This is a genomic window from Sphingomonas sp. CCH10-B3 (assembly GCF_001556185.1).
In the GTDB taxonomy this organism is placed as follows: domain Bacteria; phylum Pseudomonadota; class Alphaproteobacteria; order Sphingomonadales; family Sphingomonadaceae; genus Sphingomonas; species Sphingomonas aquatica.
In genome coordinates this window covers 1-25,150 of the sequence record NZ_LSIJ01000095.1, presented here as the reverse complement: position 1 = coordinate 25,150, position 25,150 = coordinate 1, and the positions used below count along the sequence as shown (strand labels likewise).

The following is a 25,150-nucleotide window of genomic DNA, read 5'->3' as shown; positions in this document are numbered from 1 at the left end:
GTGCGCATGCAGTTCTTGAAAACCTTGTTCTGGGCGTTGCTGGCGGTGGTGGTCGTGGTGTTCGCGCTCGGCAACTGGACAAGCGTGCCGATCCACTTGTGGGCGGGGCTGATTGCCGAGATCAACCTGCCGTTGCTATTGATCGTCACTTTCCTTGCCGGGCTGTTCCCCACCCTGCTTTATCATCATGCGGTCAAATGGCGGTTGCGCCACCGTCTCGCCGCTGCCGAACGCGCCGTTGCCGATCTGCGCGGCATGGCGAGCGCGACGGCAGTCCCCCCGCCGATCGTGATCGAGGACAGTGCGGCCGTCGCCGTGATCCCCAGCCCCACACCGCCGAGCGAGGCATGAGCACGCGCATCTTCGTTGCCCTCGATACGCCGTCGCTGCCGCAAGCCTATGCGCTGGCGACCAAGGTTCGTCACCACGTCGGCGGGCTCAAGCTGGGGCTCGAATTCTTCGCCGCCAATGGTCAGGCGGGCGTGCGCGAAATGGCCGAATTGGGCCTGCCGATCTTTCTCGATCTCAAGCTACACGACATTCCCAACACCGTCGCCAAGGCCGTACAAGCCTTGCGCCCGATCGAGCCCGCCATCCTGACCGTCCATGCGTCGGGCGGGCGCGCCATGCTCGAGGACGCCAAAGCCGCCGCGGCGTCGGGGACCAAGGTGGTCGCGGTGACCACGCTCACCAGCCTCGACGGTGACGATCTCCGCTCGGTCGGCGTCCCCGGCGATCCGCGCGCGCAAGTGATGCGGCTCGCCGAACTCGCCATGGCAGCCGGTATCGACGGCGTGGTCTGTTCGGGCAAGGAAGTCGCTGCTGTCCGCTCGGCGTGGCCGAAGGGATTTTTCGTTGTCCCCGGGGTGCGCCCTCCCGATGCCGCCGCCGGTGACCAGAAGCGCGTCGTGACGCCGCGCGCCGCAATCGATGCGGGCGCCTCGATCATCGTTGTCGGACGGCCGATCACGCAAGCGGCTGACCCCGATCTTGCAGCACGGGCGATCGAAGCGACGCTTTGAACCGTTGTCGAACCCGTTAAGCTTAGTTCAACGCGCACTCGTTACGGTTGGGAAATCCCAAGCGTGAAGGTGTGACCTCGTCGATGTCCTCAGCTGTTTCCCCATCGCTGTCGGCGCGAGCGCGTCGTGCATTTGCGGGGCGTTCACCCGCGCAGATCGTCTTCGCAATCTGGAAAACCACAGCGCAAAAGATGCGGCAGTTAACGCCCGCCGCGCGCGCTGCAGCCCGCGCTGATGCAGCATTCGATCGGCAATGGGGCACCGATACCAGCCGCGAAGTGACGATGAGCGCGCTCGACTATCCGGCGGCGCTCCGCCGGTCGAGCCATCATTATCAAGCCAGCGGCGCACACCTGCTCGACCTGACCATCGCCTGTGCCGGGATCGACCCGGTCGACTTCCACTTCGTCGATCTGGGCTGTGGCAAGGGCCGGGTCGTCCTGCTTGCCGCGCAGCGCGGCTTCGTGACGGCGGTCGGCGTCGAATACTCGCCGCTGTTGACCGAAATAGCCGAGCGCAATGCAATCGAGTTTCTCGCCCGCGGAGGCGCAACGCTCGCGCCGCAGTTCTGGCAGGGCAATGCCGCCGATTATCCGCCGCCCGACGGCAACCTGTTCGTCTATCTCTACAACAGCTTCGGCGCCGATATTCTCGAAGCGTGTCTCGATCGAATGGAAGCTGCGAAGCGCGCACAGCCGTCGCGGCGTATCGTGCTGGTCTATGTCAATCCGCAGCATGGCGAAGTCGTTGCAAGTCGGGCGGCCTGGCGAGAAGGCAACAGTGGCGACGACATGCGCAGCTTCGAATGCGTGGTGGTCGAATAGGAACGCCGTCAGCCGTTAAGCATCGACCAGAACACCGGGCCGTCGCTGCCCACCCGCCATTCGTTGGTTACGCGGAATCCCAGCGCCTGATAGAAGCCGATGTTCCGCTCGGTCGCGGTCTCCAGATAAAGCGGCAGGCCGCTGCCCCCCATCCTGTCGATCCCGGCCTGGACGGCGGCCTTGCCCAGCCCTTGGCCTTGGTACGCCGGATCGCAGCCGGCAATGTGGAGATACCAGAAGGGATGCGAGGGGAAATGCGCCTCGATTGCCTTGGAGACCGCCAGCCCGCGTCCAAGCGCCAAGCCGAACGTCAGCAGCATCGGCAGCACCGATCGTAGCATTGTAGACGGCGGTGTTTCGGCATGGCCGGGGGCGCGCCACAGCGTCACTGCCTCGCCGCCGAGGGTCATCAGCCGCACGCCATGAGCCTCGTCCTCATCGAACAGCATGGCAAACAGCCCCGGCAGCCGACGCGCACGCAACGTCGGATCGGGAAAAATCCACGCCAGCGCCGGATCATCGGCAAAGGCGCGGGCAAGCGCTGTGGTAACGACCCGCCGCTCGCGATTGGTGGCGAGCCGGACGGTCATGCGGTGACCGGAGGCATAGCGAATGTCAGGATCGCATGGCCTTGGCGTGGGTGAAAGCCGGAGCCGACCAGCGCCATGCCCCGTCGCGCATAAAAATCGGCCGCACGGTGATTGTCGCCATGCGTCCACAGCCCGAAGCCGTCGGGCATCGCCGCATGGGCATGCGCCAGCAAGGCAGCACCGACGCCGGCACCCTGATGCCGTGGATCAACGAAAATCTGCTCTAGCTGCCGCACATCCGGATCAATCGCGACAAACCCGACCACTGCTCCGCCAATGTCCGCAACGGTCACCACCCATCCTCCCGCGATTTCGACCGCGATTCTGGAACGGAGAACTTCATAAGTCGGCGCGCTCGCCAGCACGATCCCGGTCGAAAGCCAAGCTTCGAGCCAGATTCGCGCCACGTCGTCGAGATCGTCCGAGGCAGCGGGTCGCAGGATCACCGGCGTGCCCGCTCCTGCTCAGGCCGCGCCGCCCGCCTTTTCCTTATTGGCATAAACGCGCACCGGATCCTTGCGGCCATCGGCAACATCCTTGTCGATGACGACCTCATCGACGCCGTCCATGCTGGGCAGGTCGAACATCGTGTCGAGCAAAATGCCTTCGAGGATCGAACGCAGGCCGCGCGCGCCGGTCTTGCGGTCGATTGCCTTTTTGGCGACCGTCACCAGCGCATCGTCGGTGAAGCCGAGGCCAACGCTCTCCATGTCGAACAGCTTCTGATACTGTTTCACCAGCGCATTCTTCGGCTCGGTCAGGATCTTGACCAGCGCCGGCACGTCGAGGTCCTCGAGCGTCGCGATTACCGGCAGGCGACCGACGAATTCGGGGATCAGGCCGAACTTGAGCAGATCCTCGGGCTCGACCGACTTGAGCGTCTCGCCGGTGCGGCGTTCTTCGGGCGACGCGACATGCGCGCCGAACCCGATCGACTTGCCCTGCAACCGGTCGCCAATGATCTTTTCGAGGCCGCTGAAAGCACCACCGCAGATGAACAGGATGTTGGTGGTGTCGACCTGCAGGAACTCCTGCTGCGGATGCTTGCGCCCACCCTGCGGCGGCACCGAAGCAGTTGTGCCTTCCATCAGCTTCAGCAGCGCCTGCTGCACGCCCTCGCCCGACACGTCGCGCGTGATCGACGGATTCTCAGCCTTGCGGCTGATCTTGTCGATTTCGTCGATGTACACGATGCCGCGCTGCGCGCGCTCGACATTATAGTCGGACGCCTGGAGCAGCTTCAGGATGATATTCTCGACATCCTCGCCCACGTAACCGGCTTCGGTCAGCGTCGTGGCGTCCGCCATGGTGAAGGGCACGTCGAGGATGCGCGCGAGCGTCTGCGCGAGCAGCGTCTTGCCGCAACCGGTGGGGCCGACGAGCAGGATGTTCGACTTCGCCAGCTCGACATCGGCACCCTTGGCGCCGTGGTTGAGCCGCTTGTAGTGGTTGTGCACCGCCACCGACAGCACGCGCTTGGCGCGCTTCTGGCCGATCACATAATCATCGAGCACATCGCAGATTTCCTGCGGCGTCGGAACACCGCCATCCTTCTTGCTGACGAGCGCGGACTTGGTTTCCTCGCGGATGATATCGTTGCAGAGTTCGACGCATTCATCGCAGATGAAAACCGTCGGCCCGGCGATGAGCTTCCTCACCTCGTGCTGCGACTTGCCGCAGAAAGAGCAATAGAGCGTGCTCTTCGAATCGCCGCCGCTTAGCTTCGTCATTCACAACCGTCCTTCGCGCTGAAACGAGCGCGCTCGTGGAGCGAGCTAGTGTAGCCCGCCCTGCTTCCATCCGACAATCACCAAAATCAAGTGAAGGCGCCGCCCGTTCAGGCAGCGGCCGACCCCGAATCTTCGGCCGGCATTGGCCGCTTGTCGAACACTTCATCGATCAGGCCGAACACCTTGGCTTCGTCGGCCGACAGGAACTTGTCACGTTCCATAGCGTTTTCAATGACATCGAGCGGCTGGCCAGTGTATTTGGCGTAAAGCTCGTTCATCCGGTGCCGGATGCGCAGAATTTCCTTGGCCTGAATCTCGATATCGGTCGCCTGGCCCTGTGCGCCACCCGATGGCTGATGGACCATGATCCGCGCATTGGTGAGCGCGACTCGCATGCCCGGCTCGCCAGCTGCGAGCAGAAAGCTTCCCATCGACGCCGCCTGGCCAATGCACACGGTGCCGACCTTGGGCCGGATATAGGCCATGGTGTCATGGATCGCCATGCCCGCCGTGACGACGCCGCCCGGCGAGTTGATGTACATGAAGATGTCCTTTTTCGGATTCTCCGATTCAAGGAACAGCAGCTGCGCGACGATCACCGAGGCCATATGATCCTCGACCTGCCCGGTCACGAAGATGATCCGTTCACGCAGCAGGCGCGAATAAATGTCGAAGCTGCGCTCGCCACGGTTCGACTGCTCGACCACCATGGGGATCAGCCCGCTGCGGATCGGCGCCGCAAAATCACCGGTTTCAAACGGATTGTGCATCTGATGTTCCTCGCTCTGAATGCCGTACATCGCGCTTGCCCGCCGCGAGTTCAAGCCCCGTGCGACGAGTCCCCGGGGGCGGGCAGCGCAAGATAGGCAAGTCGGCGCACTTCCTGCCGCCCGCGCACGACGGTATCGAGGATCAGGCCGGTAAAGACGCTGAGCGCCGCGAGGATCATCAACCCCGTTACCAGCACGGCGGTCGGCAGACGCGGGACCAGCCCGGTCTGCACGAACGTCATCGCCAGATCGATCGACAGCAGCAGCCCGGTCCCCGCCAGCAAGGCACCGGCCACGCCGAAGAACAGCAATGGCCGCTCGATCCGGTAGAGGCGAATGATCGTGCGCAGGATGCGCCAGCCGTCGCGCCACGTATTGAGTTTCGACGCCGATCCCTCGGGCCGCGCGAAATAGCGCGTTTCGATCTCGCCCACCGGCATCTTGAGTTCGAGCGCGTGGACGCTGATTTCGGTCTCGATCTCGAATCCGGCAGACAGCACCGGAAAGCTTTTCACGAACCGCCGCGAAAACACCCGGTAGCCCGAAAAGATATCGGTGAAGCTGCGCCCGAACAGTCGCGCCAGGAACCCCGTCATCAACCGGTTGCCGAGCACATGGCCAGGCCGATAGGCTTCCGCCGCTTCATGGACACGGGTGCCAACCACCATGTCGAGCTGTTCGTCGACCAGCCGCGCGACCATCGTGGGCGCCGCCGACGCATCATAGGTCGCGTCGCCGTCGGCCATCACATAGATGTCGGCATCGACATCGGCGAACATCCGGCGCACGACATTGCCCTTGCCCTGCATCCGCTCGGTCCGGACGACCGCCCCCGCGGCGCGCGCAACCTCGATCGTCCCGTCGCGCGAGTTATTGTCATAGACATGGATGACGGCCGCCGGCAGCGCCGCACGAAAGCCCGCGATCGTCTGTGCGATCGCGGCTTCCTCATTGTAGCAAGGCAGGATGACGGCAATGCGGGGAGTCATCGCCTAGCCCTTAATCCTCGCCCGTGCCTGTTCAAGCTTCGTCGGCTGCCTTCTTCTTGCGCGCTGCCGGCTTCTTGGCAGGCGTTTCCTCCGCAGGTGCCGCGTCGGCCGTTTCGACCGCCGGTTCGGCAGCCTTCGCCTTTTTGGGCGCAGCCTTTTTGGGCTTCGGCGCGTCCTCGGGCGTCTCGCTCACGGCGTCAGCAGCGTCATCAGCGGCGGGTTCAGCCGACTTCTTCGCCGCCTTCTTCTTGGGCTTGTGGTCATGATCATGGTCGTGATCATGCACATGCGTGCCGGTCGCGAAGCCATCCTCGCTCTCGATCGCGGCTTCCAGTTCCTCGCGCGACACTTCGCGATCGGTGATTTCGGCGCGCCCGAACAGCCAGTCGACGACCTTGTCCTCATAGAGCGGCGCGCGCAGCTGGGCAGCCGCCATCGGCTCCTGCTGAACATATTGGATGAAGCGCTGGCGCTCTTCGGGGCTATACTGTTGCGCCGCCTGCGCGATCAGCCGGTTCATTTCCTGAGCCGTCACTTCGACGCCGTTCGCCTGGCCGATTTCGGACAGCAGCAGGCCCAGGCGCACGCGACGTTCGGCGATCTTGCGGTAATCGTCGCGCTCGGTTTCCATTTCGGCGAGCGCCGCTGCCGGATCGGCCTCATGCGTCGCTTCATGCTCGAGCTGCTGCCAGATCTGCTGGAACTCGGCATCGACCATCGACGGCGGCACCGGGAAATCATGGCCCGCGGCAAGCTGGTCGAGCAGCTTGCGCTTCATGTGCGTGCGAGTGAGGCCGTTATGCTCTTGCTCGATCTGCCCCTTCAGCAGCCCGCGCAGCTGCTCGAGGCTTTCGAGCCCGAGCGAGGTTGCGAGTTCCTCATCGACCGTCGCTTCCTTGGCGATCCGGACGTCCTTGATCGTCAGATCAAAGGTGGCGTCCTTGCCTGCGAGCGTCTTTTCGGGATAATCGGCGGGGAAAGTCACGGCAATCTGCCGCTCCTCGCCCTTGACGGCGCCAATCACCTGATCCTCAAAACCGGGAATCAGGCGGCCCGAGCCGAGCTCGACCGACATGTCGGTGCCGGTGCCGCCGTCGAAAGCGACACCCGCGACCTTGCCGGCGAAATCCATCACGACGAGATCGCCGGTCGCCGCGGCATGCCCCTCAGGCGCGTCGTCATAGCGCTTCTGCTGTTCGGCAAAGCGCATCAGCTGGGCGTCGACTGCCTCGTCGCTGACCGGCACGGTCAGGCGTTCGAGCTTTAGCCCGTCGATCTGCGGCGTCGGCACATCGGGCAGCACTTCGAGCTCGACGGTCAGCTCGGCGTCCTGGCCAAGCTCATAATCAGGCGCGAGCGCGATCGACGGCTGCATCGCCGGGCGCAGGCCATGTTCGGCGATCAGCGACTGGATGCCGTCCTGCACCGAGCTGTTGAGCGCTTCCTGCATCATCGCCGGGCCGTGCATTTTGCGCACCAGATTGGCGGGCACCTTGCCGGGACGGAAGCCGGGCATGCGAATTTGCGGCGCGACGCGCTTCAGTTCAGCATCGACCCGCGCCTCGATATCTTTGGCGGTGATCTTCAGGGTGTAGGCGCGCTTGAGGCCTTCGTTCAACGTCTCGACAGTCTGCATCTTCTCTTCTTCAATCTCGCTAAAATTCGCGCGTTCCTGCGCGCCGCAGGGGTTGCCGTCAAGCGATGAACGCGCTCAGCAGCTTATCACCGCCAGCGCAACAGTCGCTCGGGAGCCAAAAGCGGCGGCCCGTGCCCGGACGCCCGCAGGCACGCCCCCTTCGCTTACGCTGGGGAGCCGCCAAGCCGCGGACTTCCCCGGGACGCCCGCGAGGGCGACCCCTTCGCTTGCGCTCGGGAGCCGTCAAGCCGCGACCGTCCCCCGGACGCCCGCGAGTCTTGGCGACTGGTGCGGGCGAAGGGACTCGAACCCCCACATCTTGCGATACTGGAACCTAAACCCAGCGCGTCTACCAGTTCCGCCACGCCCGCGATCAGCCGGTCGGCCCGCCCGTATAGCAGCGAACGTGCGCGGGGCAAGCGGAGCGCAAGCCAAACCACCCGCAATCGCGCCATTTTCCCTGAAGACATGCAGATCGCCATGGGATTGACCCCGCTGGCAGCACCGATAAACATCGGTTAACTATAGGCTGATCGCCAGGGGGCATCAACATGAACCGCAGACGGCATGCCCTGCTGTGGCTCGCGATACTGATCCCCTCGATTGCTTGTGCGCAAGACGCACCCACTGCGCCTTGCGAAATTCATGTCTGGCCATCGGCGCGGCTCAATTCCCTGACCGAGGGCGCTATCTGGAACAATGTGCTCGACTCGGCCATCACGCCGCATGGCGGACGGGTGACCGAACGTGCAGTACCGCGGACAGCACTCGATCCCGAGGAACAGCGCGCGCATTTGAGAGCGATCGACTTCGCGGCGCTACTGCGGGCGCCCGGCGCCGTGGTGACGGTTCATAGTGAAGTTTCGCAGCGTCGTGTCACCGGCCCGCCCACCGGGCGCCAGACCGCTTCGACCGCAGCGTGTTACCGGGAATTGACGATCGCCAAGATTTTTTTCAGTCGTTCGGGGCTGGGTAGTCGAAATTTGAGGACGCTCGCAATCTACGACGACTTCGGGGCACAGCCCCTGTCGATGCGCACCTTCATCGGTTGGGCAGCAACGCCGCTCAAGATATTCCCGGCCAAGCAGCCCGAGAGTGAGGCGGCAGCCGCTGCCGAGCTCGCAGCAGCATTTAAAGCCAACATCACCCAATTCAGCGGCTACGTATTTGCTGAACCCCGCAAGAAATGACGTGTCGCCATTTGATGATTCCTCAGCACGGAGACGTTTGGAAATGAAGCATCGTTATCGGGGCGTGGCAGTGGCTGCGCTGTTCACCGCAACGCTCGGCTCGGTCAGCCTCGCTCAACAGACGCCGACTTCCCGGGCCCCCGCAGCACCGGCGGCCGCACCGGCGGCTTTGCCGCCCCCCGCCCCGGCGGCGCCGACCGCCGCGGTCGCGCCAGAGCAGGTCCCCGTGCCCGACAATCCGTGCGAAATTCACGTCTGGCCCGCCGAGCGCTTCTCGGCGATGACCACCGGCTGGCTGTCCGGCTTTGGAATTGCAGGCTCGGTTGCCGACAGCGCCGGACATGCCAAGGGCGACCAAGCCCGCAAAGCCGCAATTGCAAGTGCCCTCGACAGCGAGGGCCAGGCCAAAGCGCTCGGCTCGCTCGATCTTAGCGCGCTGCTCAAGATCCGGCCAAGCCGCATCGTCCTGCACGATCAACCGCTCGATCGCAAAACCGTAAACAAGATTTCGACCCGGCGCGCCGATTCCACATCGCGCTGCTATTCGGAACTGATTGTCGCCGACGTCTTTTACCAGAAGGCGGCGATTTACGGGCGTTCGCTCAAGACGCTGTTCATCTTCCGGGATTTCGGCGCGGCGACTGACAAGCCTGCCATCTACAAGGGCTGGGGCGGCAACGGCCTCAAGCTCTTCCCGCCCAAGGAAGGCGAGGATGTACAAGCCGCAAACAACGAACTTGTGAACGTCTTCAAGGCCGATTTCGAGGAATTTGCGCGCAACGCATCGCGACCCAAGTCCGGCTCATGAGCCGAAGGCGGGCAGGCGCTCTGTGGCGCCTGCCCGTTGTTATGCGCCCGGTCAAAGCGCCCCGTGGCAGTGCTTGTACTTCTTGCCCGATCCGCACGGGCACGGCGCGTTGCGGCTGACCTGCCCTTCCCATGCCGCAGGATCGGCGCCCAGCCCCTCCGCCGAAGCCGCCAGCGCCAGCGGCGCGGGTGCGAGCCGCGTGGTGACGAGGCCGAGCGAGCCCGCGTCAATGTCGCGCGTGTCGTCCTCGCCGCTGAACGGGTCGAAATGCGTGGTCAGAAAATCGGGGAGTTCGGGCAGGTCGGTCGGCTGCTGGAACTGGAACTGCGCATGGGCGATCGTGCGTGTCACATCCTCGCGGATCAGCCCGAGCATGCGCTCGAACAGCTGGAAGGCTTCCTGCTTATATTCGTTGAGCGGCGTCTTTTGCGCATAGGCGCGAAGGTGGACGACCTGGCGCAGCGCATCGAGCGTCGCCAGATGCTCCTTCCAGTGATGGTCGAGGTTCTGCAGCAGGATCGACTTTTCGACTTGCGTCCAGGTGTCGGGTTCGAGGCCTGCCGCCTTCTCGGCGACATGCGCGTCCGCCAGCTCGCGCACGCGCGTTTCGACGATTTCGGGGTCGATCGCATCCTCGCCCATCCAGTCGCGCACAGGCGGTGAAACACCGAGCAGCGCTTCGGTCCGTTCGATCAGCAGGTCGACATTCCATTGCTCGGGATAGCTGCCGACCGGGCAGGCCTCGCCGACAATCGTGTTGACCGTTTCGGCGCGCATGTCGCTGACGATGTCGCTCACCGCATCGGCATCCATGATGTCGTTACGTTGTTCGTAGATCACCTTGCGCTGGTCGTTCATCACGTCGTCATACTCGACGACCTGCTTGCGGATGTCGTAGTTGCGCGCTTCGACCTTTTTCTGCGCGGTCTCGATCGCCTTCGACAGCCATTTCGAGCCGATCGCCTCGCCATCGGCGATGTTCGATCGCATCATGCGCGCGAACATTGTGTCGGGGCCGAAGATGCGCAGCAGATCGTCGTCGAGGCAGAGGTAAAAGCGGCTGAGGCCGGGGTCGCCCTGACGCCCCGAGCGGCCGCGCAGCTGGTTGTCGATGCGGCGGCTTTCGTGGCGCTCGGTGCCAAGCACGAACAGCCCGCCGGCGGCGAGCACTTCTTCCTTCTCGGCAGCGACTTCGGTCTTGATGCGCGCAATCGCGGCGTCGCGCTCGGGGCCTTCGGGCATCTCGCCGAGTTCGTCGTTGACGCGGAACTCGACGTTGCCGCCAAGCTGGATGTCGGTGCCGCGCCCGGCCATGTTGGTCGCGATCGTCACTGCCGACTTGCGACCGGCCTGCGCGACGATATGGGCTTCGCGCTCGTGCTGGCGGGCATTGAGCACTTCGTGCGCGACGCCTTCCTTGACGAGGAATTCGCTGAGCAGTTCAGACTTCTCGATCGAGACCGTGCCGACCAGCACCGGCTGACCGCGATCGGCGTGGTGCTTGATCTTCTTGGCGATGGCGGCGAACTTGTCCTGCGTGTTCTTGTAGAATTCGTCCTCCTCGTCGATCCGCTGCACCGGCACGTTGGTCGGGATCGTGACGACATTCATCTTGTAGATGTCGTAAAATTCGGCGGCTTCGGTCGCCGCCGTCCCGGTCATGCCCGACAGTTTCGGGTACATGCGGAAATAATTCTGGAACGTGATCGAGGCCATCGTCTGGTTCTCGGGCTCGATGTCGACGCCTTCCTTGGCTTCGACCGCCTGGTGCAGCCCTTCCGACCAGCGCCGCCCGTCCATCATGCGACCGGTGAATTCGTCGATGATGACGACCTTGCCGTCCTTGACGATGTAGTCGGTGTCGCGCTTGAACATGACGTTCGCACGCAGCGCCTGGTTGAGGTGATGCACGACCTGGGTGTTTTCGAAGTCGTAGAGGTTCGCGCCTTCGAGCAGCCCGGCCTCCTCGAGCATCCGCTCGGCCTTTTCGGTGCCATCCTCGGTCAGGATGATCGAGCGCTGCTTTTCGTCGAAATCATAATCCTTGGGGACAAGCTGCTTCACGATCGCATCGACGCGCATGTAGAGGTCGGTCTTGTCGTCGGTCGGACCCGAGATGATCAATGGCGTACGCGCTTCGTCGATCAGGATCGAATCGACTTCGTCGACGATCGCGAAATTGAACTTGCGCTGGACCATGCTCTCGCGGTCGTACTTCATGTTATCGCGCAGATAATCGAAGCCGAATTCGTTGTTGGTGCCGTAAGTGATGTCGGCGTGATAGGCGATCCGCCGTTCCTGCTCGCTCAGGTTCGGGATGATCGTCCCGACCGTCATGCCAAGGAAGCGATAGACCTGCCCCATCCAATCGGCGTCGCGCGCCGCGAGATAGTCGTTGACCGTCACGACATGGACGCCGGTGCCGGGCAGCGCGTTGAGATAGGTCGCGAGCGTGGCGACGAGCGTCTTGCCCTCGCCGGTGCGCATTTCGGCGATTTCACCGCGGTGGAGCACGATGCCACCAACCATCTGCACGTCGTAATGGCGCTGCCCGAGCACGCGGCGTGCGGCTTCGCGCACGGTTGCAAAGGCCTCGGGAAGCAGTGCGTCAAGCGTTTCGCCATTCGCGAGCCGTTCGCGGAAAACGACGGTCTGGCGCGCGAGATCGTCGTCGCTCAGCGCCTGAATCTGCGGTTCGAGAGCATTGATCTTGTTGACGATCGGGCGAAGCGATTTGACGTAACGGTCGTTCGACGAACCGAACAGCGTGCGGGCGATACTGCCGAGCATAGAGATATCCTGAAATATGATGATGCGGTCCACCGCATGGGCGGCGCCAGAAAGACGGACGGTAGGATCGGGCCGCAACCGGCCCGACAGGCCGCGCTATTCGCGCCGACGACGTGCGAAAATGGGCTCTGCGACGGCCAGATCCAGCACCGACAGGCGCGGCGAGGCGGCCAGTTGCACGCGGCGGGGATGCGGTTGCGCCGGTCGCTGTTGCCGGACCGACGCCGCATGCGCGGCGACGGATGCGCCGATGACTTGCGCGGTCAGCGCCTGCGGGACGACCGGGCGCGCAGCCGATCCGACGCCCGAAAGCGCCGAAAGCAAGGCCGAGAGGATCAGCAGCAGGTTCATGACAGGACGATGACTAGCACGCGAGCGACATAAGCATTGCCGAACCGAACGTCCAACTTAAATCCATTGTGCGCCACAGGCCCAGAAGCCGCGCGCATCACTCGTCGCCTGAAGCCAATCCTTCAGCCAGCTTCCAGCGCATCGTCGAGCGCCACGGTTTGGCGACCGGCTTGCCGGCAGCATCACGCCCGGGACGGAAGCGACCGTTGATGATCGCCTGCGTGCAGGTCGCCGAATCAAGCAAGTCCGATCCGCTGCCTTCGATGACATGGCACTGGGTGATCCGCCCGAGCGCGTCGATGTCGAGCGCGAAGGTCACGCGCCCCTCGACACCCTTCGCCCGCGCCTGCTGCGGGTAGGAATCCGCCGGAAACCAATCGGCGAGCACGCCGACCGGCTCGGGATCGGTGCCCGATGCGACTGGTGTCGGCGTCGGCGTCGGTGCGGGTGTAGGCGTCGGCGCAGCCGGCTTGGCGGCGGCGGCAGGGCGTGGCTTGACGGTCGCCTTGGCGCGCGTTTTGCCCGATGGCGCGGCATCGGCAGTGGCGGCAAGCGCGAGCGCTGCCATGCCGAGCGCGATCGCCGCCAACATCGTCTTGCGTTCGACTGCTGCCACTCTAACACCCTGTTCGACCAACGCCCCGCCCTCTCTCTAAACCAGAGCCGACCCGCATGTCATCCTCCCCGCTTGCCCTGCCCTTTCCCGATCTGCCGCCCGTCGCGGGTGTCGCGCCGCGCGTCGCCCGCGCGCGGTACAAGACGTGGGACCGATGCGACCTGACCTTTGTGGCGCTCGACGAGGGCACGAGCGTCGCGGGCGTGCTGACCCAAAGCCGCTGCCCCTCGCCCGAGGTCGACTGGTGTCGCAAGGCGCTGGTGCTGGGGTCGGCGCGCGCGCTGGTGGTGAATGCCGGCAATGCCAATGCCTTCACCGGCCACCGAGGTATTGCCGCCGTCGAGGCCATTGCCGGGCGCGTCGCGCAGCATCTCGGCTGCCAGCCCTCGGACGTGTTCATCGCCTCGACCGGCGTGATCGGGGTGCCGCTGCCGATCGACAAGGCCGAAGCAGGACTTGATGCGGCGTTTGCGGCGCCCGCCTGCGACTGGGCTGAGGCAACTGCCGCGATCGGCACGACCGACACGTTCTCCAAGGGCGCGATGACGCAGGCCGTGGTTGATGGCCGCATCGTCACTTTGGTCGGTATCATCAAGGGATCAGGGATGATCGCCCCCGACATGGCGACGATGCTCGGCTTCATCTTCACGGATGCCGCTGTTGCCCCGGCCTATCTGCAATCGGCGCTGTTGGCGGCGAACCGCAGCAGCTTTTCATGCATCACGGTCGACAGCGACACCTCGACGAGCGACACCGTGCTGGCGTTCGCGACCGGCAAGGCGGGTAACGCGGTGCTAGCAAGTGACGATGAGGCAGGCGCCGACGCCTTCCGCGCGGCGCTTGAGGAGCTTTGCCTGAAGCTGGCGCATCTCGTCGTGCGCGACGGCGAAGGCGCGACCAAGTTCATCCGCATCGAGGTGACCGGCGCCGAATCGGACCGGTCGGCACACCGCATAGGCCTGTCGATCGCCAATTCACCGCTGGTCAAGACCGCGATCGCGGGCGAGGATGCCAATTGGGGCCGCGTCGTGATGGCGGTCGGCAAAGCCGGCGAACCCGCCGATCGCGACAAGTTATCGATCCGCTTCGGCGATACGCAGGTGACGGCGAACGGCCTCGCGGTAGTCGGCTATGACGAGGCGCCCGTCGCCGCGCATTTGAAGGGTCAGGAGATCGACATCGGCGTCGATCTCGGCCTCGGGTCAGGCCGCGCGACCATTTGGACGTGCGACCTGACGCATGGCTATATCAGCATCAACGCCGATTACCGGAGCTGAAGACAGCTTTCAGAGGTTGCCTTCGATCCAGGCCTTTATCTGGCTCTTCGGAGCCGCGCGGCTGAAGCGGGCGATTTCCTCGCCGCCGCGGAACAGCACGAGGTTGGGGATCGTGCGGATGCCATATTTTGTCGCCGCATCGGGCGCGTCGTCGAGATTGGCCTTGGTGATCGTCAGCTTGTCGGCGAGCTCGTCCGAAATTTCCTCGAGGCTCGGGCCGATGACCTTGCACGGGCCGCACCATTCGGCCCAGAAATCGACGAGCACGGGCTTTTCAGCCTTCAGCACGTCGGTTTCGAAGCTGGTGTCGGTGATTGCGATGGTTGGCATTAAGGTAACTCCTGTTCGGGTAATGACACCCGTTACGCACGATTTAGGACCGTGGTTACGCGCGCTCAAGCGTCTTGCCGAAAGCATTATTGGGCCGCCTCGAAGCGCGGCTTGGGCGCAGCGAGCAAGGTATTGGGAAGGGTGAACATTATCGGCGCGGCTGTGTAGAGCAGCGCCGCCTCGACACGCCGCTTGGGGAAAATCACGCCAAGCGCGGCGACATAAGCCGCCATCTGACGCAGATGATAGGGCGGAATTTCATCCAACGTCGTCGGGGCGCGCCGGCCGGTCTTGAAATCGACGACGCGCACGCAATCGGGCAGGACCAGCAACCGGTCGACTGTCCCTGACACGACGATGCCGTCGTCGATCACTGCGGCGATCGGCGCTTCGGCAAGCGCTTCGGCGCCGAACAGCTCGGCGAAACGAGGATCTTCCAGCACGCGCAACACATCGGTTGCGATAGCCGTACGATTCGCGATGTCGGCGACGCCGCCCGTTGTCGCAAGCCAGCGCTCGGCCGCGGCTGCGCGCGTTTCGGGCGCCACCGAGGGTAACCGTTCCAGCAGCGCGTGGATAAGCCGCCCCCGCTCCGCCGCCGCGCGCAGTGTCGGCGTCGGCGGCGGATCGCTCACTTCATCACCACCGAGCGACGATGGCGCAAGCGGACGCGGCGGCCGGGCTTCGATCGGCGCAGGCGTGCGCGCCCAGTCCGGGACTGGTTCGGCAGACGCTGAGGGCTTGCCAGCGGGCTTCGGCGCTGCAGCAGGGCCGGTCGGCCCAGTGCCGCGAAAAATGCGCTCGCCATCCCCTTCCACGCCTAGCGCCGCGAAGGCGCGGTCGGCGGCTGCGTACCAGCTCGACGGCGGCGCCACGCCCTGCGCGCGCGGGCCCAGCGCACCGGCGATCACCAGCCGTTCCTCGGCGCGGGTGGCGGCGACGTAGAACAGCCGCCAATGTTCCTCCAGATCGCGGGTAGCGGCCTGTTCAACCACCGCGTCGAGCGGCCCGCCGCGTTCGGTGGCCTTGGGCCGGAAGATCGGCAACGGGTCGCTTTCAGCATCAACCGACCAGCGCAGCAGCGATCGTGGTGCACTGCCCGGATCGACGCAGGCATCGGCAAGCAGCACCAGCGGCGCCTGCAGCCCCTTGGCGCCATGCGCGGTCATCACGCGGACAGCATCGAGCGGCGTCGAGGGGTCGCGAACGATCTCAACCTCGCCACGATCGAACCAATCGAGAAACGCCTGAAGCGAAGGCGTCGCGCGCGCTTCGAAGTCGAGCGCGGCGCTCAGCAGTTCCTCGATCGGGTCGCGCGCCTCTGCCCCGAGCCGGCGGAGCAATTTGCGCCGCCCATCAAGCGGCCCTGACAGCAAATGCTCGAGCAGCTGATAGGGTGTCGAGAAATCGGCCCGCGCCAGCAGGTCGTAAAGCGGCGCCAGTCGTTCGGCATCGACCTGCGCGCGCAAGTGGCGCCACAGGCTGGTGCGGCGCGGCACGGCGGCCGCGAGCAAGTCATCCTGGCTCCAGCCGATCAGCGGCGAGACGAGCAGGCTGGCGAGCGACAGATCATCATCGGGTTGAAGTGCGAAGCGGATCGCCACGAGCAGATCGCGCACTGCCAGCGGCGCATTGAGGCGCAGCCGGTCGACCCCGGCGACCGGCACGCCTTCGGCATAGAGCCGCGCGACGATCAGCGCCGCCAGCTCGCCGCGCCGCTTGACGAGTATCATCACATCCTCGGGCCGCAAGGCGCGCCCTTGCGATTCGAGCATCAGCGGATTGGCGGGATCGAGCCAAGCCTTGATCTGGCGTGCGATCCTGGTCGCGAGCGCGCGCGTCGCGTCGCCGATCCACTCCTCTTCATCGGCATCGCCGGTCGCGCCCGTCTCCGGGGGCCAGAGCGTGACCGTACCGGGTCCGGGAACTTCGCTGGCATGCGCTGCAAGCTCGTCGACGCCGAGCCCCGGCGCGTCGATGCGGGCGATGGCGGCATCGACAAATTCGAGGATCGGGCGAGTCGAACGGAAGCTGTGCGTCAGCGACAGGCGGCTGAATGGCGTACCGATGCCCTTGGCCTCGTCGCGGGCAGCGCGTGCCTTGGCGCCGAAATGCAGCTCCGCCGCCAGGAAGGCGATCGGATCGGTTCCCTGAAACCCAAAAATCGCCTGTTTGTGGTCGCCGACCACGAACAAGGTGCGCGCGGTCTCGCCCTTGGTGCCTTCGCCGGCGAAAAACTCATCGACCAATGCCCGCACAATCCGCCACTGGCGCGGGTTGGTGTCCTGCGCTTCGTCGACCAGTACATGATCGGTGGCCAAATCGAGCTTGTAACGCACCCAGTCGCCCATGCCCGGTTGTTCGAGCAGCGCGACGGTCGCGCGGATCAGGTCGTCGAAATCGGCGACGCCAAGGCGCCGTTTGGCCTGCGCATAGGCATCGGCATAGGCCCGCCCCGCCTCCAGCCCGCGCGCAAGCAGATCGGCATAAGCCGCACGCTGGCGCAGCGAGAGCAGACCAATGCAACGCGTCGCGACGTCAATCGCCAGTTCGGCGTAATCGGGGTCGGCGGCGAGCAGCTTGGCAGAAAATTTGCGGGGTTCGCCCGCCTGCGTGAAGCCGATCGCTTTCAAATCTTCGAGCATCGTCGCGCGCATGGCGGGCGTCGCTTCGATCCAGCATTCGGCGATATCGGCGTGGTTGCCGCCACTGGCTGTCCCCCAAGCACGATTGGCGGCTGCCAGGCGGTGGACAGCATCGACGTCGAATTCATCGTCGGTGCAGGCGTGGATTAGGACGTCGTTGATGTCGCCAATCGGCAGGTCGAGCTTGGCACGCACGAACGGCTGTAGCCCGGTCGGCAATTCCGCGAGCGCGGCCGGCGCGCGCGCGCAGGCGTGAAGGAACTCTTCCGCCCCGCCTTCGCCGAGCCGCACGCTGAGCGCCCCGATCGCCTCGACGATGCCGAGCCGCCCGTCGCGTTCGGCATCGACCAGCAGTTCGGCGAGCGTTTCGCGCATCAGCACGGCTTCCTCGCGGCCCTCGATCGGGCGAAAACCCGGGACGAGTCCGGCTTCGATCGGGAAACCGGCGAGCAGCCCCTGGCAGAAGCTATGGATTGTCGCGATGCGGATGCCACCGCCCGGCGCATCGAGCAGCTTGGCGAACAGCGTGCGCGCGCGTGCCCGCAGCTCGGGCGTCGGCGCTTCGCCGAGCGCGGCGAGATCGTGGCCGAGCGCCTCGTCGCGCATCCGCACCCACGCTGCCAGCCGCGCGGTGATCCGCCCCGCCATTTCGGCAGCGCCCGCCTTGGTGAACGTCAGGCACAGGATCGCCGATGGGTCGGTGCCCCGCAGCAGCAGGCGAAACACCCGCGCGGCCAGAACCTGCGTCTTGCCCGTCCCCGCCGAAGCCGACAGCCAGACATGTTCATCGGGCAGGCTCGCCCGCGCCTGATTGCCGAGCAGCTTGGGGAGCTTCTTGTCCTCAGCCACGGCCATACCATTCGTCGAGCCGCATCAGCTGATCATAATCGGCGTAAGGCGCATATTCGGGATGGAGCTTCGCGGTGAAGGGTTCGTCGCCGGTCAGCCATTGCCCGGCGGCGTCGGCAAAGGTCGCCGCCGCGAGCGCCGTGAACTCGGCAGTGACGATTTTGCCGCGCTTGCCCTCGGGATCGACCGGGCTGGTGATCTTGCCGAACTCGTCGCCGTGCTTGGCGAGCGACCAGTAATCGAAGGCGCCTGCCGTGCCGGTAATGCCCCCGAATCCGCCGTGTTCGGCAATCAGCCCGAGCAGCCCGAGTTGCAGGCTATAGCCCGCGCGCACGGCCGAGGGCGACGGCGCTTTGCCGGTCTTGTAATCGACGATCCCGACGGCACCGTTGGCAAGCCGATCGATGCGGTCGGCCTTGCCCTTCAGCGTCACTCCCGCGAGCGTGATTTCGCCGCTGTGCTCGAGCGCCATCACGCTGCGGCCCTGATCGGCCATTGCCTCGATTTCCTTCGCGATGAAGGCGATCGCTTCCAGCAGCCGCGGTTGCCACAGCGCACGCATCATCGGGTGGGTGCGTTGATCCGCCAGCAGCGCACGGGCGCGCGGCAATAGCTGGTCAGGCGCGAAGCCATCGGCCTTGCCCCACGCCTCCAGAATCGCATGCACTGCCGTGCCGCGCCACGCCGCGCTGGGATCGGCATCAACCGGATCGAGCGCGGCGAGCTTCAGCAACTGACGCGCGTAAAAGGCATAAGGATCGGCCTTGAGCCGGTCGACTTCGGTCACCGAAATCCGCGTCGGGCGCAGCGCCCGCGGCGGCGACGGCGCGGGCCGCTTCGCCGGTTCGTGCGCGCCGGGATCATCGAGCAGCCGCGCCCAGGCGGCGAGGCGGTGGTCGCGCTCCATCCCGCCGGTCATCGCCTCCAGCCGCAGCCAGAAGCGCGAGGCGATCGCCGGGCTTTTCGCATCGCGGCGCGCGCGCGTCAGCAGCACTTCGGGCGCGCCGAGCGCGCTCGCCAGATCATGCGCGGCCATACCAACCCGGCGGTCGAGCCCCGGCAAGCCGAGTTCGGCGCGGATGCGCGGAGCGAGCCAGGGATCGGGCGCGGGCTGGCCCGGCCAGACATTTTCGTTGAGCCCGCCAAGGATCATCAGGTCGGCGGTCTGCAGCCGCGCCTCAATCAGGCCATAGATGGCAAGGCGCGGGTGGCCGCCCTGCGGGGGACGCACCGACACGTCGTCCATCAGCGTGCGCAGCAGCGGCGCGAGCGCATCGGGCGCGACGACGCCGGGTCCCTCACCCGCTTCGGCTTCGAGATCGGCGAGCAGGTCCGCAGCAGCGCGGCCCGCCGGTCCCGCCCATAGTGCATCGCCGCACAGCGCCTGCGCCGCGTCGCGCAAGCCCGTGAGCAACACATCGAGCGGCTGGTCGCCGCCGTCGAACAGCGCGGCGACAGATTCGAGCAGCGCACGTGCGGCGGGCCACCATGCTGCCGCTTCACGGCGGATCGCCGCCGTCCGATCGTCGCCCTCGGCCAGATGGCGATCGATCCCGTCGAGCCCCGCCGCCGGTCGCGGCCCGCGCAGCGCGAGATCGAGCGCACGTACCCCCTCAAGCCACGCGAGTCGCCCGTCGCCGCTCATGACCAGCGGGTGCTTGAGCAGCGCGAGCAGCGCCAGCGGCGCAAAGCGCTGTGCTGCCGCTTCGGCCAGTACCGTCAGCAAGGTCCCCGGTGGCAGGATCGAGAGCGGTCGTCCGGCGCTGTCGTCGATCGCGATGCCCCAGCGTGCAAGCAATGCCGCGACGCGCCGCGCGAGCGCGCGATCGGGCGTTACCAGCGCGGCGGTCCGCCCCGGCGTCTCGAGCGCTTCGCGCAGCGCCAGCGCAATTGCCTGCGCTTCCTCAGCGGGTGTCGCCAGTTCGACGGCGCGGACCCCCGTCAGGCGCCGCTCGACCGCCGACAATTCGGTCCATTTGTCCGTGAACTCGGCCGGTGCCAGCGCATTGGCGACCGCGCGGCCCCGGATCGAGCCGGCATCAGGGCCACCGCCGTCGCGCCACAGCGTAACCTCGCCGCGCGCGACGCCCATGCGGGCAAGCAGCAGCTTGAGCTGATATTGCGGGTGCGTCTCGATCGGACGCGGGCGCCGTCCGCTCGCGTCCGGCGGCAGCGGGCCGAGCGCATCCCATTCCTCACCCGCCATGGTGGTTGCGAGATCGGCGAAAACAACCAACCCCTGCGGGAATTCGCTTACCACGCGGAGCAATCGGGCGAGTGCAGGCGCGGCCGAGCCGATTCCGGCGGCACAGACAAACCCCGGCGGTGGCGCCGCCCGCCAGCGCGCGGCCAACCGGTCGAGCAGCAGGCCGCGCCGGGTCGCGAGATCGATCGCACCACGCCGCGCGAGTGCCTTGGGCCAATCGTCGAGCACGATCCCGAACAGGTCGAGCGCGCGCTGCCAATGGTCCTGCAGATCTGCCCCGACGTCGATCTCGGCGAGGCGCTTGGGCGCAATTTCCTCAACCAGCAACTGATCGAGCGTGCGCGCCAGCTCGCCTGCAAGCCGCACGGCTTCGGCGGCATCGATCGGCTGGCCGCTGCGCGCGCGGGCGTCGCTCACCAGCCGTGCCAGGATCATCCGCCGCGCCAGCGGATCGATCGCGCGCGGTGGCGGATTCTCGTCATCAGCCGGATCGAGCGCCGCGCCGATCGCTTCGCCCAGTTCGGCATCGCCGATCGCGACGAGCCGGGGCAGCAGCAACGCGCCGCCGCTGGCGCGGACAAAGGCATCGGCCAGCGTGCGCACCGCGCGGCGGTTGGGCAGCAGCAGCAGGCCGCGCGCGAGCCCCATCGGCTCGCCGCCGAAACGCCGGATCAGCCCGGCCGCAAGCGCATCGGCAAAGGCCCGATGCGCAGGGATGGTGTAAAGCTGGGGCCGGCCCCGCGCCACTATCGCTGGCTCGCCCCAGGCTCAGCCATCGGCGAGAATCGCTTCGGTACGGCCAATCGCGGCAGGCGTGCCGACGTCGAACCACAGCCCGCTATGGACGATGCCATAAGCTCGCCCGGCCGCAATCGCCCGGTCCCAGAACAAATTGGTCGAGAACGGCCCCTCGGGCCAATCCGCGATCAGGCGCGGCGACAGGATCTGGACGCCGGTCCACACGAAGGGTGCCGGCCGACCGGGCTTGCGCCGCCCAGTGATGCGGCCTGCGGGGTCGAGATGGAAATCGCCGCGCCCGCCGTGGCAATGCGCCCACGCAAGCGGCACCATCAGCAGCAGCGCGTCCATCCGGTCGTCGTCCCATGCGGCACCCAGCGCACGAATCGCGTCGATCGGGCCGTCGATCCACAGATTGTCGCTGTTGACGGTCAGAAACGGCTTGTCGCCGATCAGGTCGCGCGCCTGCACCAGCCCGCCACCGGTTTCCATCAACTGCGCGCGCTCGTCGGAGATTAGCAGCTCGATCCCGTCGTCACGGCGCCGCAGATGCGCCTCGAGCGCATCGGCGAGGTAATGGACGTTGACCACCGCGCGCTTGACGCCAGCCGCCGCGAGCCGATCGAAGACATGGTCGATCAGCGGCTTGCCCGCAACTTCGACCAGCGGCTTGGGGCGCGTAGCGGTGAGCGGACGCATGCGCTTGCCGAGCCCGGCCGCCATCACCATCGCGGTTTCGGGCACCGACGCGGCCGGATTGGGCCGCAGCGCGAGCGTCTTGAGCGCCGTCATGCGCCGATCAACATCGGGTCGCCGCGCTTGGCAGGGGGGATCGTCGCATCGAACCAGGCCTTTACCGGGGCAAGCGCGGGATGCGCCAGATCGCGTTCGAGATAGCCCCAAACGCGCGGGCACAGCGCCGGATAGCGATCCTTGCCGTCGCGCCGCCACAGCCGGGTGAAAACGCCGACGATGCGCGTGTTCCGCTGGGCGCCGAGGACATGATAGGCGGTCAGAAAATCCTCGCTTGCCCCGGTCACGGCACGATAATGATCGAGCATTGCCGCTTCGATAGCCGGCTCGACATCGCGCCGCGCATCCTGCAGCAACGACACGAGATCATAGGCCGGATGGCCGGTCATCGCATCCTGAAAATCGAGCAGCCCGATCCGCCCATCGCCGAGCAGCATCAGGTTCTCGGCGTGGAAATCACGCAGCGCGAGCACCGGGTTAGCCGCATCGGCAAGCGGCAGCACCGCGTCCCATGCCTGCGCATAGCTGGCGAGATCGGGAGCGATGCCAACCGCCGGACAATACCAGTCGGGCAGCAGCAGCGTCCGTTCGGCGAGCGCTGCGTGATCATAAGCCTCAACCTCGGGCGGCGCGACCCGGTGGAGCGCAACCAGCACATCGACCGCAGCGCGGTAAAGATCGGGCGCGCGCGCCGGATCTGCATCGACCGCCTCGCGGAAACGATCGTCGCCGAAGTCCTCGATCAGCGCGAGGCCCTGCGCCGTATCGACCGCAAAGACTTCGGGCGCAGCAAAGCCCTGCGCGTGTAGCCAGCGCGCGATGTGCAGGAACGGCCCGGTATCCTCGGGCGGCGGGGCGTCCATCAGGATCGCCCGGCGTTCATCATCGACCACTCGGAAATAGCGCCGGAACGAGGCGTCCCCCGTGACCGGTATCAGGCTTGCGCCACCCCAGCCATGCGAATCGAGAAATGCCCGCGCGCCGGCAGGCTCGGTCAGCGTTGCGCCCATCGCGCTCTCCAACCCTCGGGCACCTGCGCTGTCAAGCGCCGTCCGGCGCCATCGCCGGCAATCGTCAGCCAGAGCGCGTCGGGCCAATAGTTCTCTCCCGCACGTTCCGGCCATTCGACGACCAACAGCGCGTCCTGCGCCGCTTCGTCGAGGCCGAGTTCGGCCAGTTCATCGGGCGAGTCGATCCGGTAGAGATCGACGTGCAGCACCGGCAACCGTACCTCGGGCGGGTCATAGGGCTGGACGATCGCGAAGCTGGGGCTCGGCGCTTCGCCTTTAAGCCCCAGCGCGGCCAGAAGCCCGCGTGCGATGCTCGTCTTGCCGGCGCCCAGCGGCCCCGACAGCGCAATCACGTCGCCCGGCGCGACATGTTCGGCGAGCCACGCGCCAAATGCTGCCGAGGCTGCGGGATCGGCGAGTTGGATCATGCTGATGGCGGCGCCCCGGTGCGCGGCAGCGTGACCGTGATCACGGTCCCCTGCCCGCGTTCGGACATCAGCGTCACGGTACCGCCATGCGCTTCGACGAACTGCTTGGCGAGCGGCAGGCCGAGCCCGAGCGCCCGGTCGCTGCCGCGTGTCGCTGCGGGCGTGGCGAACCCATCAAACGCTCGCGCGATCGCCTTGGCGGTCATGCCGCGACCATTGTCGGAAACAACGATGCGCGCGGCCTCCGCCGTGCCGTCGCCGTGCAACAGCACGCGACCGCGTTCTTGTGTTCCCGCGATCGCGTGGCGCAGCAGATTTTCGACGACCTGCGTCAGCCGCGCCGCATCGCCGCCGATCTGGCCAAGCGACGGATCGATCTCGACCGCAAAGTCGAGCTTCTGCGCCTTGGCAAGCGGCATGACCTTGTCGGCAGCGGCTTGCGCCACCGCGCTCAGCTCCACCACGGCCCCGCGCTCGCCGTGCTGCGTCAGGTCGAGCACATCGTCGACCAGCGTGCCCAGCCGTTCGACCGACTCGAGAATGGCTTTCACATAATCGATCGCGGTGGGCGGCAACTCGCCACCATAGCCACCCTGCAACATCTCGGCGAAGCCGCTGATCGAGGTCAGCGGAGTCCGCAGTTCATAGCTCATATTGGCGACAAACGCGTTCTTGACGCGGTCGGCCGCTTCAAGCGCCTCGTTGCGGTCGCGCAACGCCTGCTCCATCCGGCGGCTGTCGGACACGTCGAGCATCGTGAACAGCGCATTGCCGTCGGGCAGCGGCACGGCGGCGAAATCGAAATGGCGCCCGTCGGCGAACGCCAGGCTGCCGCCGCGCTGCTGCCGGTCGAGCGTTGCCGATCGCACCATCTCGCTGATCAGCACGGCTTTGCCGGGCGCGGCCAGCCGTGCCGCTGCAGCCTGGGCGAGCACATCGACTCGCGGATGCCCCGCCAGAAATGTCTCGTCGAGCCCAAGTGTCTGGCGGAAACGGTTGTTCCATAGCTGAAGCCGGCCATCCGCCGCAAAGACGCCGAGCGCTTCGAACAATGTGTCGAAGGTCGCCGTCCGCACCCGCAGCAGCGTGTCGCGCGCAGTCGCAAGCTGGACCTGTTCGGTACGATCCTCGAAGATCAACAGCAGCCCACCGTCGGGCAGCGGCTGTGCGACGACCCGCAGATGATCGCCGCCGGGCAAATGCCATGGCTCCTCGATCCGGTGATCGGCGGCGAGGAACCATTCGCGGCGCTCCGCCTTCCACCCGGGGAAGTCGCGCACTTCAGGAAGGCGCCCCGCCTCGCGCATCCGTTCGAGCACGCGGTCGAACTCGGGGCGATCGGCGATCCATTCGGGCTTCATCGCGAACAGGCGCTGGAACGGCTGGTTGCAGAAGACGAGCGCGCGATCACTGCCGAATTGCGCGACCCCCGCCGAGAGCCGGTCGAGCATTTCGCGCTGCGCATCGGCGAAGCGTTTGGTCGCGGCGCGTGCCTGCTCCAGATCCTCGATGTCGATCGCAAAACCCGCGACGCCGCCGCCCGGCAACGGCACGTCGAACACGTTGAGCATACGACGCGCGCCGCCGATCGTGGCGGG

22 protein-coding genes and 1 tRNA gene are annotated in these 25,150 nt (G+C 66.0%); 6 read left to right on the top strand and 17 right to left on the bottom strand.

Features of this window, described 5'->3' with window-relative positions; all coding sequences use genetic code 11:
* Nucleotides 1-6: 6 nt before the first annotated feature.
* The 3 genes from AX672_RS15420 to AX672_RS15410 all read left to right on the top strand — a co-directional run bounded on the left by AX672_RS15420 (nt 7) and on the right by AX672_RS15410 (nt 1,846).
* Nucleotides 7-351, top strand: a complete 345-nt coding sequence (locus tag AX672_RS15420) for a lipopolysaccharide assembly protein LapA domain-containing protein (RefSeq protein ID WP_066652844.1) — start codon at nt 7-9, stop codon at nt 349-351.
* Nucleotides 348-1,022: an orotidine-5'-phosphate decarboxylase gene (pyrF, locus tag AX672_RS15415; protein WP_066652841.1), complete on the top strand. Its 675-nt coding sequence runs from the start codon at nt 348-350 to the stop codon at nt 1,020-1,022. Before AX672_RS15420 ends, pyrF begins: the two co-directional genes overlap by 4 nt.
* 191 nt (nt 1,023-1,213) lie before the next feature.
* On the top strand, nt 1,214-1,846 hold the full coding sequence (locus AX672_RS15410) for a class I SAM-dependent methyltransferase (RefSeq protein ID WP_066652839.1): 633 nt from the start codon (nt 1,214-1,216) through the stop codon (nt 1,844-1,846).
* Between the two features lie 8 nt (nt 1,847-1,854).
* Here AX672_RS15410 and AX672_RS15405 read toward each other — a convergent pair whose 3' ends face one another.
* From AX672_RS15405 to AX672_RS15375, 7 genes are all read right to left on the bottom strand, one after another.
* Entirely contained in the window at nt 1,855-2,436 is a 582-nt protein-coding gene (locus tag AX672_RS15405; protein ID WP_066652837.1) for a GNAT family N-acetyltransferase, read from the bottom strand.
* A complete protein-coding gene (locus AX672_RS15400; protein WP_066652835.1) occupies nt 2,433-2,882 on the bottom strand; it encodes a GNAT family N-acetyltransferase in 450 nt (149 codons plus the stop codon). The genes AX672_RS15405 and AX672_RS15400 overlap by 4 nt, the downstream gene beginning before the upstream one ends.
* Nucleotides 2,883-2,900: 18 nt before the next feature.
* Complete coding sequence (clpX, locus tag AX672_RS15395) at nt 2,901-4,166, bottom strand: ATP-dependent Clp protease ATP-binding subunit ClpX (protein WP_066652833.1); 1,266 nt, start codon at nt 4,164-4,166, stop codon at nt 2,901-2,903.
* Nucleotides 4,167-4,273: 107 nt separating this feature from the next.
* The gene (gene clpP, locus AX672_RS15390) at nt 4,274-4,936 is read right to left on the bottom strand and encodes an ATP-dependent Clp endopeptidase proteolytic subunit ClpP (RefSeq protein ID WP_066652902.1); all 663 of its coding nucleotides are present in this window, start codon (nt 4,934-4,936) and stop codon (nt 4,274-4,276) included.
* A 50-nt stretch (nt 4,937-4,986) separates the two neighbouring features.
* Complete coding sequence (locus AX672_RS15385; RefSeq protein ID WP_066652831.1) at nt 4,987-5,925, bottom strand: glycosyltransferase family 2 protein; 939 nt, start codon at nt 5,923-5,925, stop codon at nt 4,987-4,989.
* A 31-nt stretch (nt 5,926-5,956) separates the two neighbouring features.
* The gene (tig, locus tag AX672_RS15380; protein WP_066652828.1) at nt 5,957-7,561 is read right to left on the bottom strand and encodes a trigger factor; all 1,605 of its coding nucleotides are present in this window, start codon (nt 7,559-7,561) and stop codon (nt 5,957-5,959) included.
* Nucleotides 7,562-7,847: 286 nt separating this feature from the next.
* Nucleotides 7,848-7,932, bottom strand: a tRNA-Leu gene (locus AX672_RS15375).
* A 180-nt stretch (nt 7,933-8,112) separates the two neighbouring features.
* Between AX672_RS15375 and AX672_RS15370 the strand changes: the two genes are divergently transcribed.
* Entirely contained in the window at nt 8,113-8,751 is a 639-nt protein-coding gene (locus AX672_RS15370; protein WP_066652825.1) for a hypothetical protein, read from the top strand.
* Entirely contained in the window at nt 8,657-9,559 is a 903-nt protein-coding gene (locus AX672_RS15365; protein ID WP_202189353.1) for a hypothetical protein, read from the top strand. The genes AX672_RS15370 and AX672_RS15365 overlap by 95 nt, the downstream gene beginning before the upstream one ends.
* A 51-nt stretch (nt 9,560-9,610) precedes the next feature.
* Here AX672_RS15365 and secA read toward each other — a convergent pair whose 3' ends face one another.
* From secA to AX672_RS15350, 3 genes are all read right to left on the bottom strand, one after another.
* The gene (gene secA, locus AX672_RS15360) at nt 9,611-12,349 is read right to left on the bottom strand and encodes a preprotein translocase subunit SecA (RefSeq protein ID WP_066652820.1); all 2,739 of its coding nucleotides are present in this window, start codon (nt 12,347-12,349) and stop codon (nt 9,611-9,613) included.
* Nucleotides 12,350-12,445: 96 nt separating this feature from the next.
* Nucleotides 12,446-12,700 (bottom strand): hypothetical protein, encoded by a 255-nt coding sequence (locus AX672_RS15355; protein ID WP_066652818.1) that lies wholly within the window; start codon nt 12,698-12,700, stop codon nt 12,446-12,448.
* 97 nt (nt 12,701-12,797) lie between these two features.
* Nucleotides 12,798-13,316, bottom strand: coding sequence for an energy transducer TonB (locus tag AX672_RS15350; RefSeq protein ID WP_066652816.1), 519 nt, complete (start codon nt 13,314-13,316; stop codon nt 12,798-12,800).
* Nucleotides 13,317-13,372: 56 nt separating this feature from the next.
* Here AX672_RS15350 and argJ point away from each other — a divergent pair, with 56 nt between their 5' ends.
* On the top strand, nt 13,373-14,593 hold the full coding sequence (gene argJ / locus AX672_RS15345) for a bifunctional glutamate N-acetyltransferase/amino-acid acetyltransferase ArgJ (protein WP_066652814.1): 1,221 nt from the start codon (nt 13,373-13,375) through the stop codon (nt 14,591-14,593).
* A gap of 9 nt (nt 14,594-14,602) precedes the next feature.
* Here argJ and trxA read toward each other — a convergent pair whose 3' ends face one another.
* The 7 genes from trxA to AX672_RS15310 all read right to left on the bottom strand — a co-directional run.
* Complete coding sequence (gene trxA, locus AX672_RS15340; RefSeq protein WP_066652811.1) at nt 14,603-14,923, bottom strand: thioredoxin; 321 nt, start codon at nt 14,921-14,923, stop codon at nt 14,603-14,605.
* Nucleotides 14,924-15,009: 86 nt separating this feature from the next.
* Nucleotides 15,010-18,423, bottom strand: a complete 3,414-nt coding sequence (addA, locus tag AX672_RS15335; RefSeq protein ID WP_066652809.1) for a double-strand break repair helicase AddA — start codon at nt 18,421-18,423, stop codon at nt 15,010-15,012.
* Nucleotides 18,410-21,370: a double-strand break repair protein AddB gene (gene addB, locus AX672_RS15330; RefSeq protein ID WP_066652807.1), complete on the bottom strand. Its 2,961-nt coding sequence runs from the start codon at nt 21,368-21,370 to the stop codon at nt 18,410-18,412. Before addB ends, addA begins: the two co-directional genes overlap by 14 nt.
* A 21-nt stretch (nt 21,371-21,391) precedes the next feature.
* Nucleotides 21,392-22,153: a nucleotidyltransferase family protein gene (locus tag AX672_RS15325; protein ID WP_066652805.1), complete on the bottom strand. Its 762-nt coding sequence runs from the start codon at nt 22,151-22,153 to the stop codon at nt 21,392-21,394.
* Complete coding sequence (locus AX672_RS15320; RefSeq protein ID WP_231731392.1) at nt 22,150-23,124, bottom strand: aminoglycoside phosphotransferase family protein; 975 nt, start codon at nt 23,122-23,124, stop codon at nt 22,150-22,152. Before AX672_RS15320 ends, AX672_RS15325 begins: the two co-directional genes overlap by 4 nt.
* Entirely contained in the window at nt 23,109-23,552 is a 444-nt protein-coding gene (gene tsaE, locus AX672_RS15315; RefSeq protein WP_066652803.1) for a tRNA (adenosine(37)-N6)-threonylcarbamoyltransferase complex ATPase subunit type 1 TsaE, read from the bottom strand. The genes AX672_RS15320 and tsaE overlap by 16 nt, the downstream gene beginning before the upstream one ends.
* Nucleotides 23,549-25,150: sensor histidine kinase (locus AX672_RS15310; RefSeq protein ID WP_066652800.1), on the bottom strand; the 1,602-nt coding region annotated here is incomplete at its 5' end. The genes AX672_RS15310 and tsaE, both read right to left, overlap by 4 nt.

What these genes read in the sequence shown, in the direction of transcription:
- AX672_RS15405 (WP_066652837.1), bottom strand. Translation starts at nt 2,436, where the DNA reads ATGACCGTCCGGCTCGCCACCAATCGCGAGCGGCGGGTCGTTACCACA.
- argJ (WP_066652814.1), top strand. Translation starts at nt 13,373, where the DNA reads ATGTCATCCTCCCCGCTTGCCCTGCCCTTTCCCGATCTGCCGCCCGTC.
- AX672_RS15410 (WP_066652839.1), top strand. Translation starts at nt 1,214, where the DNA reads ATGCGGCAGTTAACGCCCGCCGCGCGCGCTGCAGCCCGCGCTGATGCA.
- AX672_RS15370 (WP_066652825.1), top strand. Translation starts at nt 8,113, where the DNA reads ATGAACCGCAGACGGCATGCCCTGCTGTGGCTCGCGATACTGATCCCC.
- pyrF (WP_066652841.1), top strand. Translation starts at nt 348, where the DNA reads ATGAGCACGCGCATCTTCGTTGCCCTCGATACGCCGTCGCTGCCGCAA.
- addA (WP_066652809.1), bottom strand. Translation starts at nt 18,423, where the DNA reads ATGGCCGTGGCTGAGGACAAGAAGCTCCCCAAGCTGCTCGGCAATCAG.
- secA (WP_066652820.1), bottom strand. Translation starts at nt 12,349, where the DNA reads ATGCTCGGCAGTATCGCCCGCACGCTGTTCGGTTCGTCGAACGACCGT.
- AX672_RS15325 (WP_066652805.1), bottom strand. Translation starts at nt 22,153, where the DNA reads ATGACGGCGCTCAAGACGCTCGCGCTGCGGCCCAATCCGGCCGCGTCG.
- AX672_RS15420 (WP_066652844.1), top strand. Translation starts at nt 7, where the DNA reads ATGCAGTTCTTGAAAACCTTGTTCTGGGCGTTGCTGGCGGTGGTGGTC.
- clpX (WP_066652833.1), bottom strand. Translation starts at nt 4,166, where the DNA reads ATGACGAAGCTAAGCGGCGGCGATTCGAAGAGCACGCTCTATTGCTCT.
- AX672_RS15385 (WP_066652831.1), bottom strand. Translation starts at nt 5,925, where the DNA reads ATGACTCCCCGCATTGCCGTCATCCTGCCTTGCTACAATGAGGAAGCC.
- clpP (WP_066652902.1), bottom strand. Translation starts at nt 4,936, where the DNA reads ATGCACAATCCGTTTGAAACCGGTGATTTTGCGGCGCCGATCCGCAGC.
- tsaE (WP_066652803.1), bottom strand. Translation starts at nt 23,552, where the DNA reads ATGATCCAACTCGCCGATCCCGCAGCCTCGGCAGCATTTGGCGCGTGG.
- tig (WP_066652828.1), bottom strand. Translation starts at nt 7,561, where the DNA reads ATGCAGACTGTCGAGACGTTGAACGAAGGCCTCAAGCGCGCCTACACC.
- AX672_RS15355 (WP_066652818.1), bottom strand. Translation starts at nt 12,700, where the DNA reads ATGAACCTGCTGCTGATCCTCTCGGCCTTGCTTTCGGCGCTTTCGGGC.
- trxA (WP_066652811.1), bottom strand. Translation starts at nt 14,923, where the DNA reads ATGCCAACCATCGCAATCACCGACACCAGCTTCGAAACCGACGTGCTG.
- AX672_RS15320 (WP_231731392.1), bottom strand. Translation starts at nt 23,124, where the DNA reads ATGGGCGCAACGCTGACCGAGCCTGCCGGCGCGCGGGCATTTCTCGAT.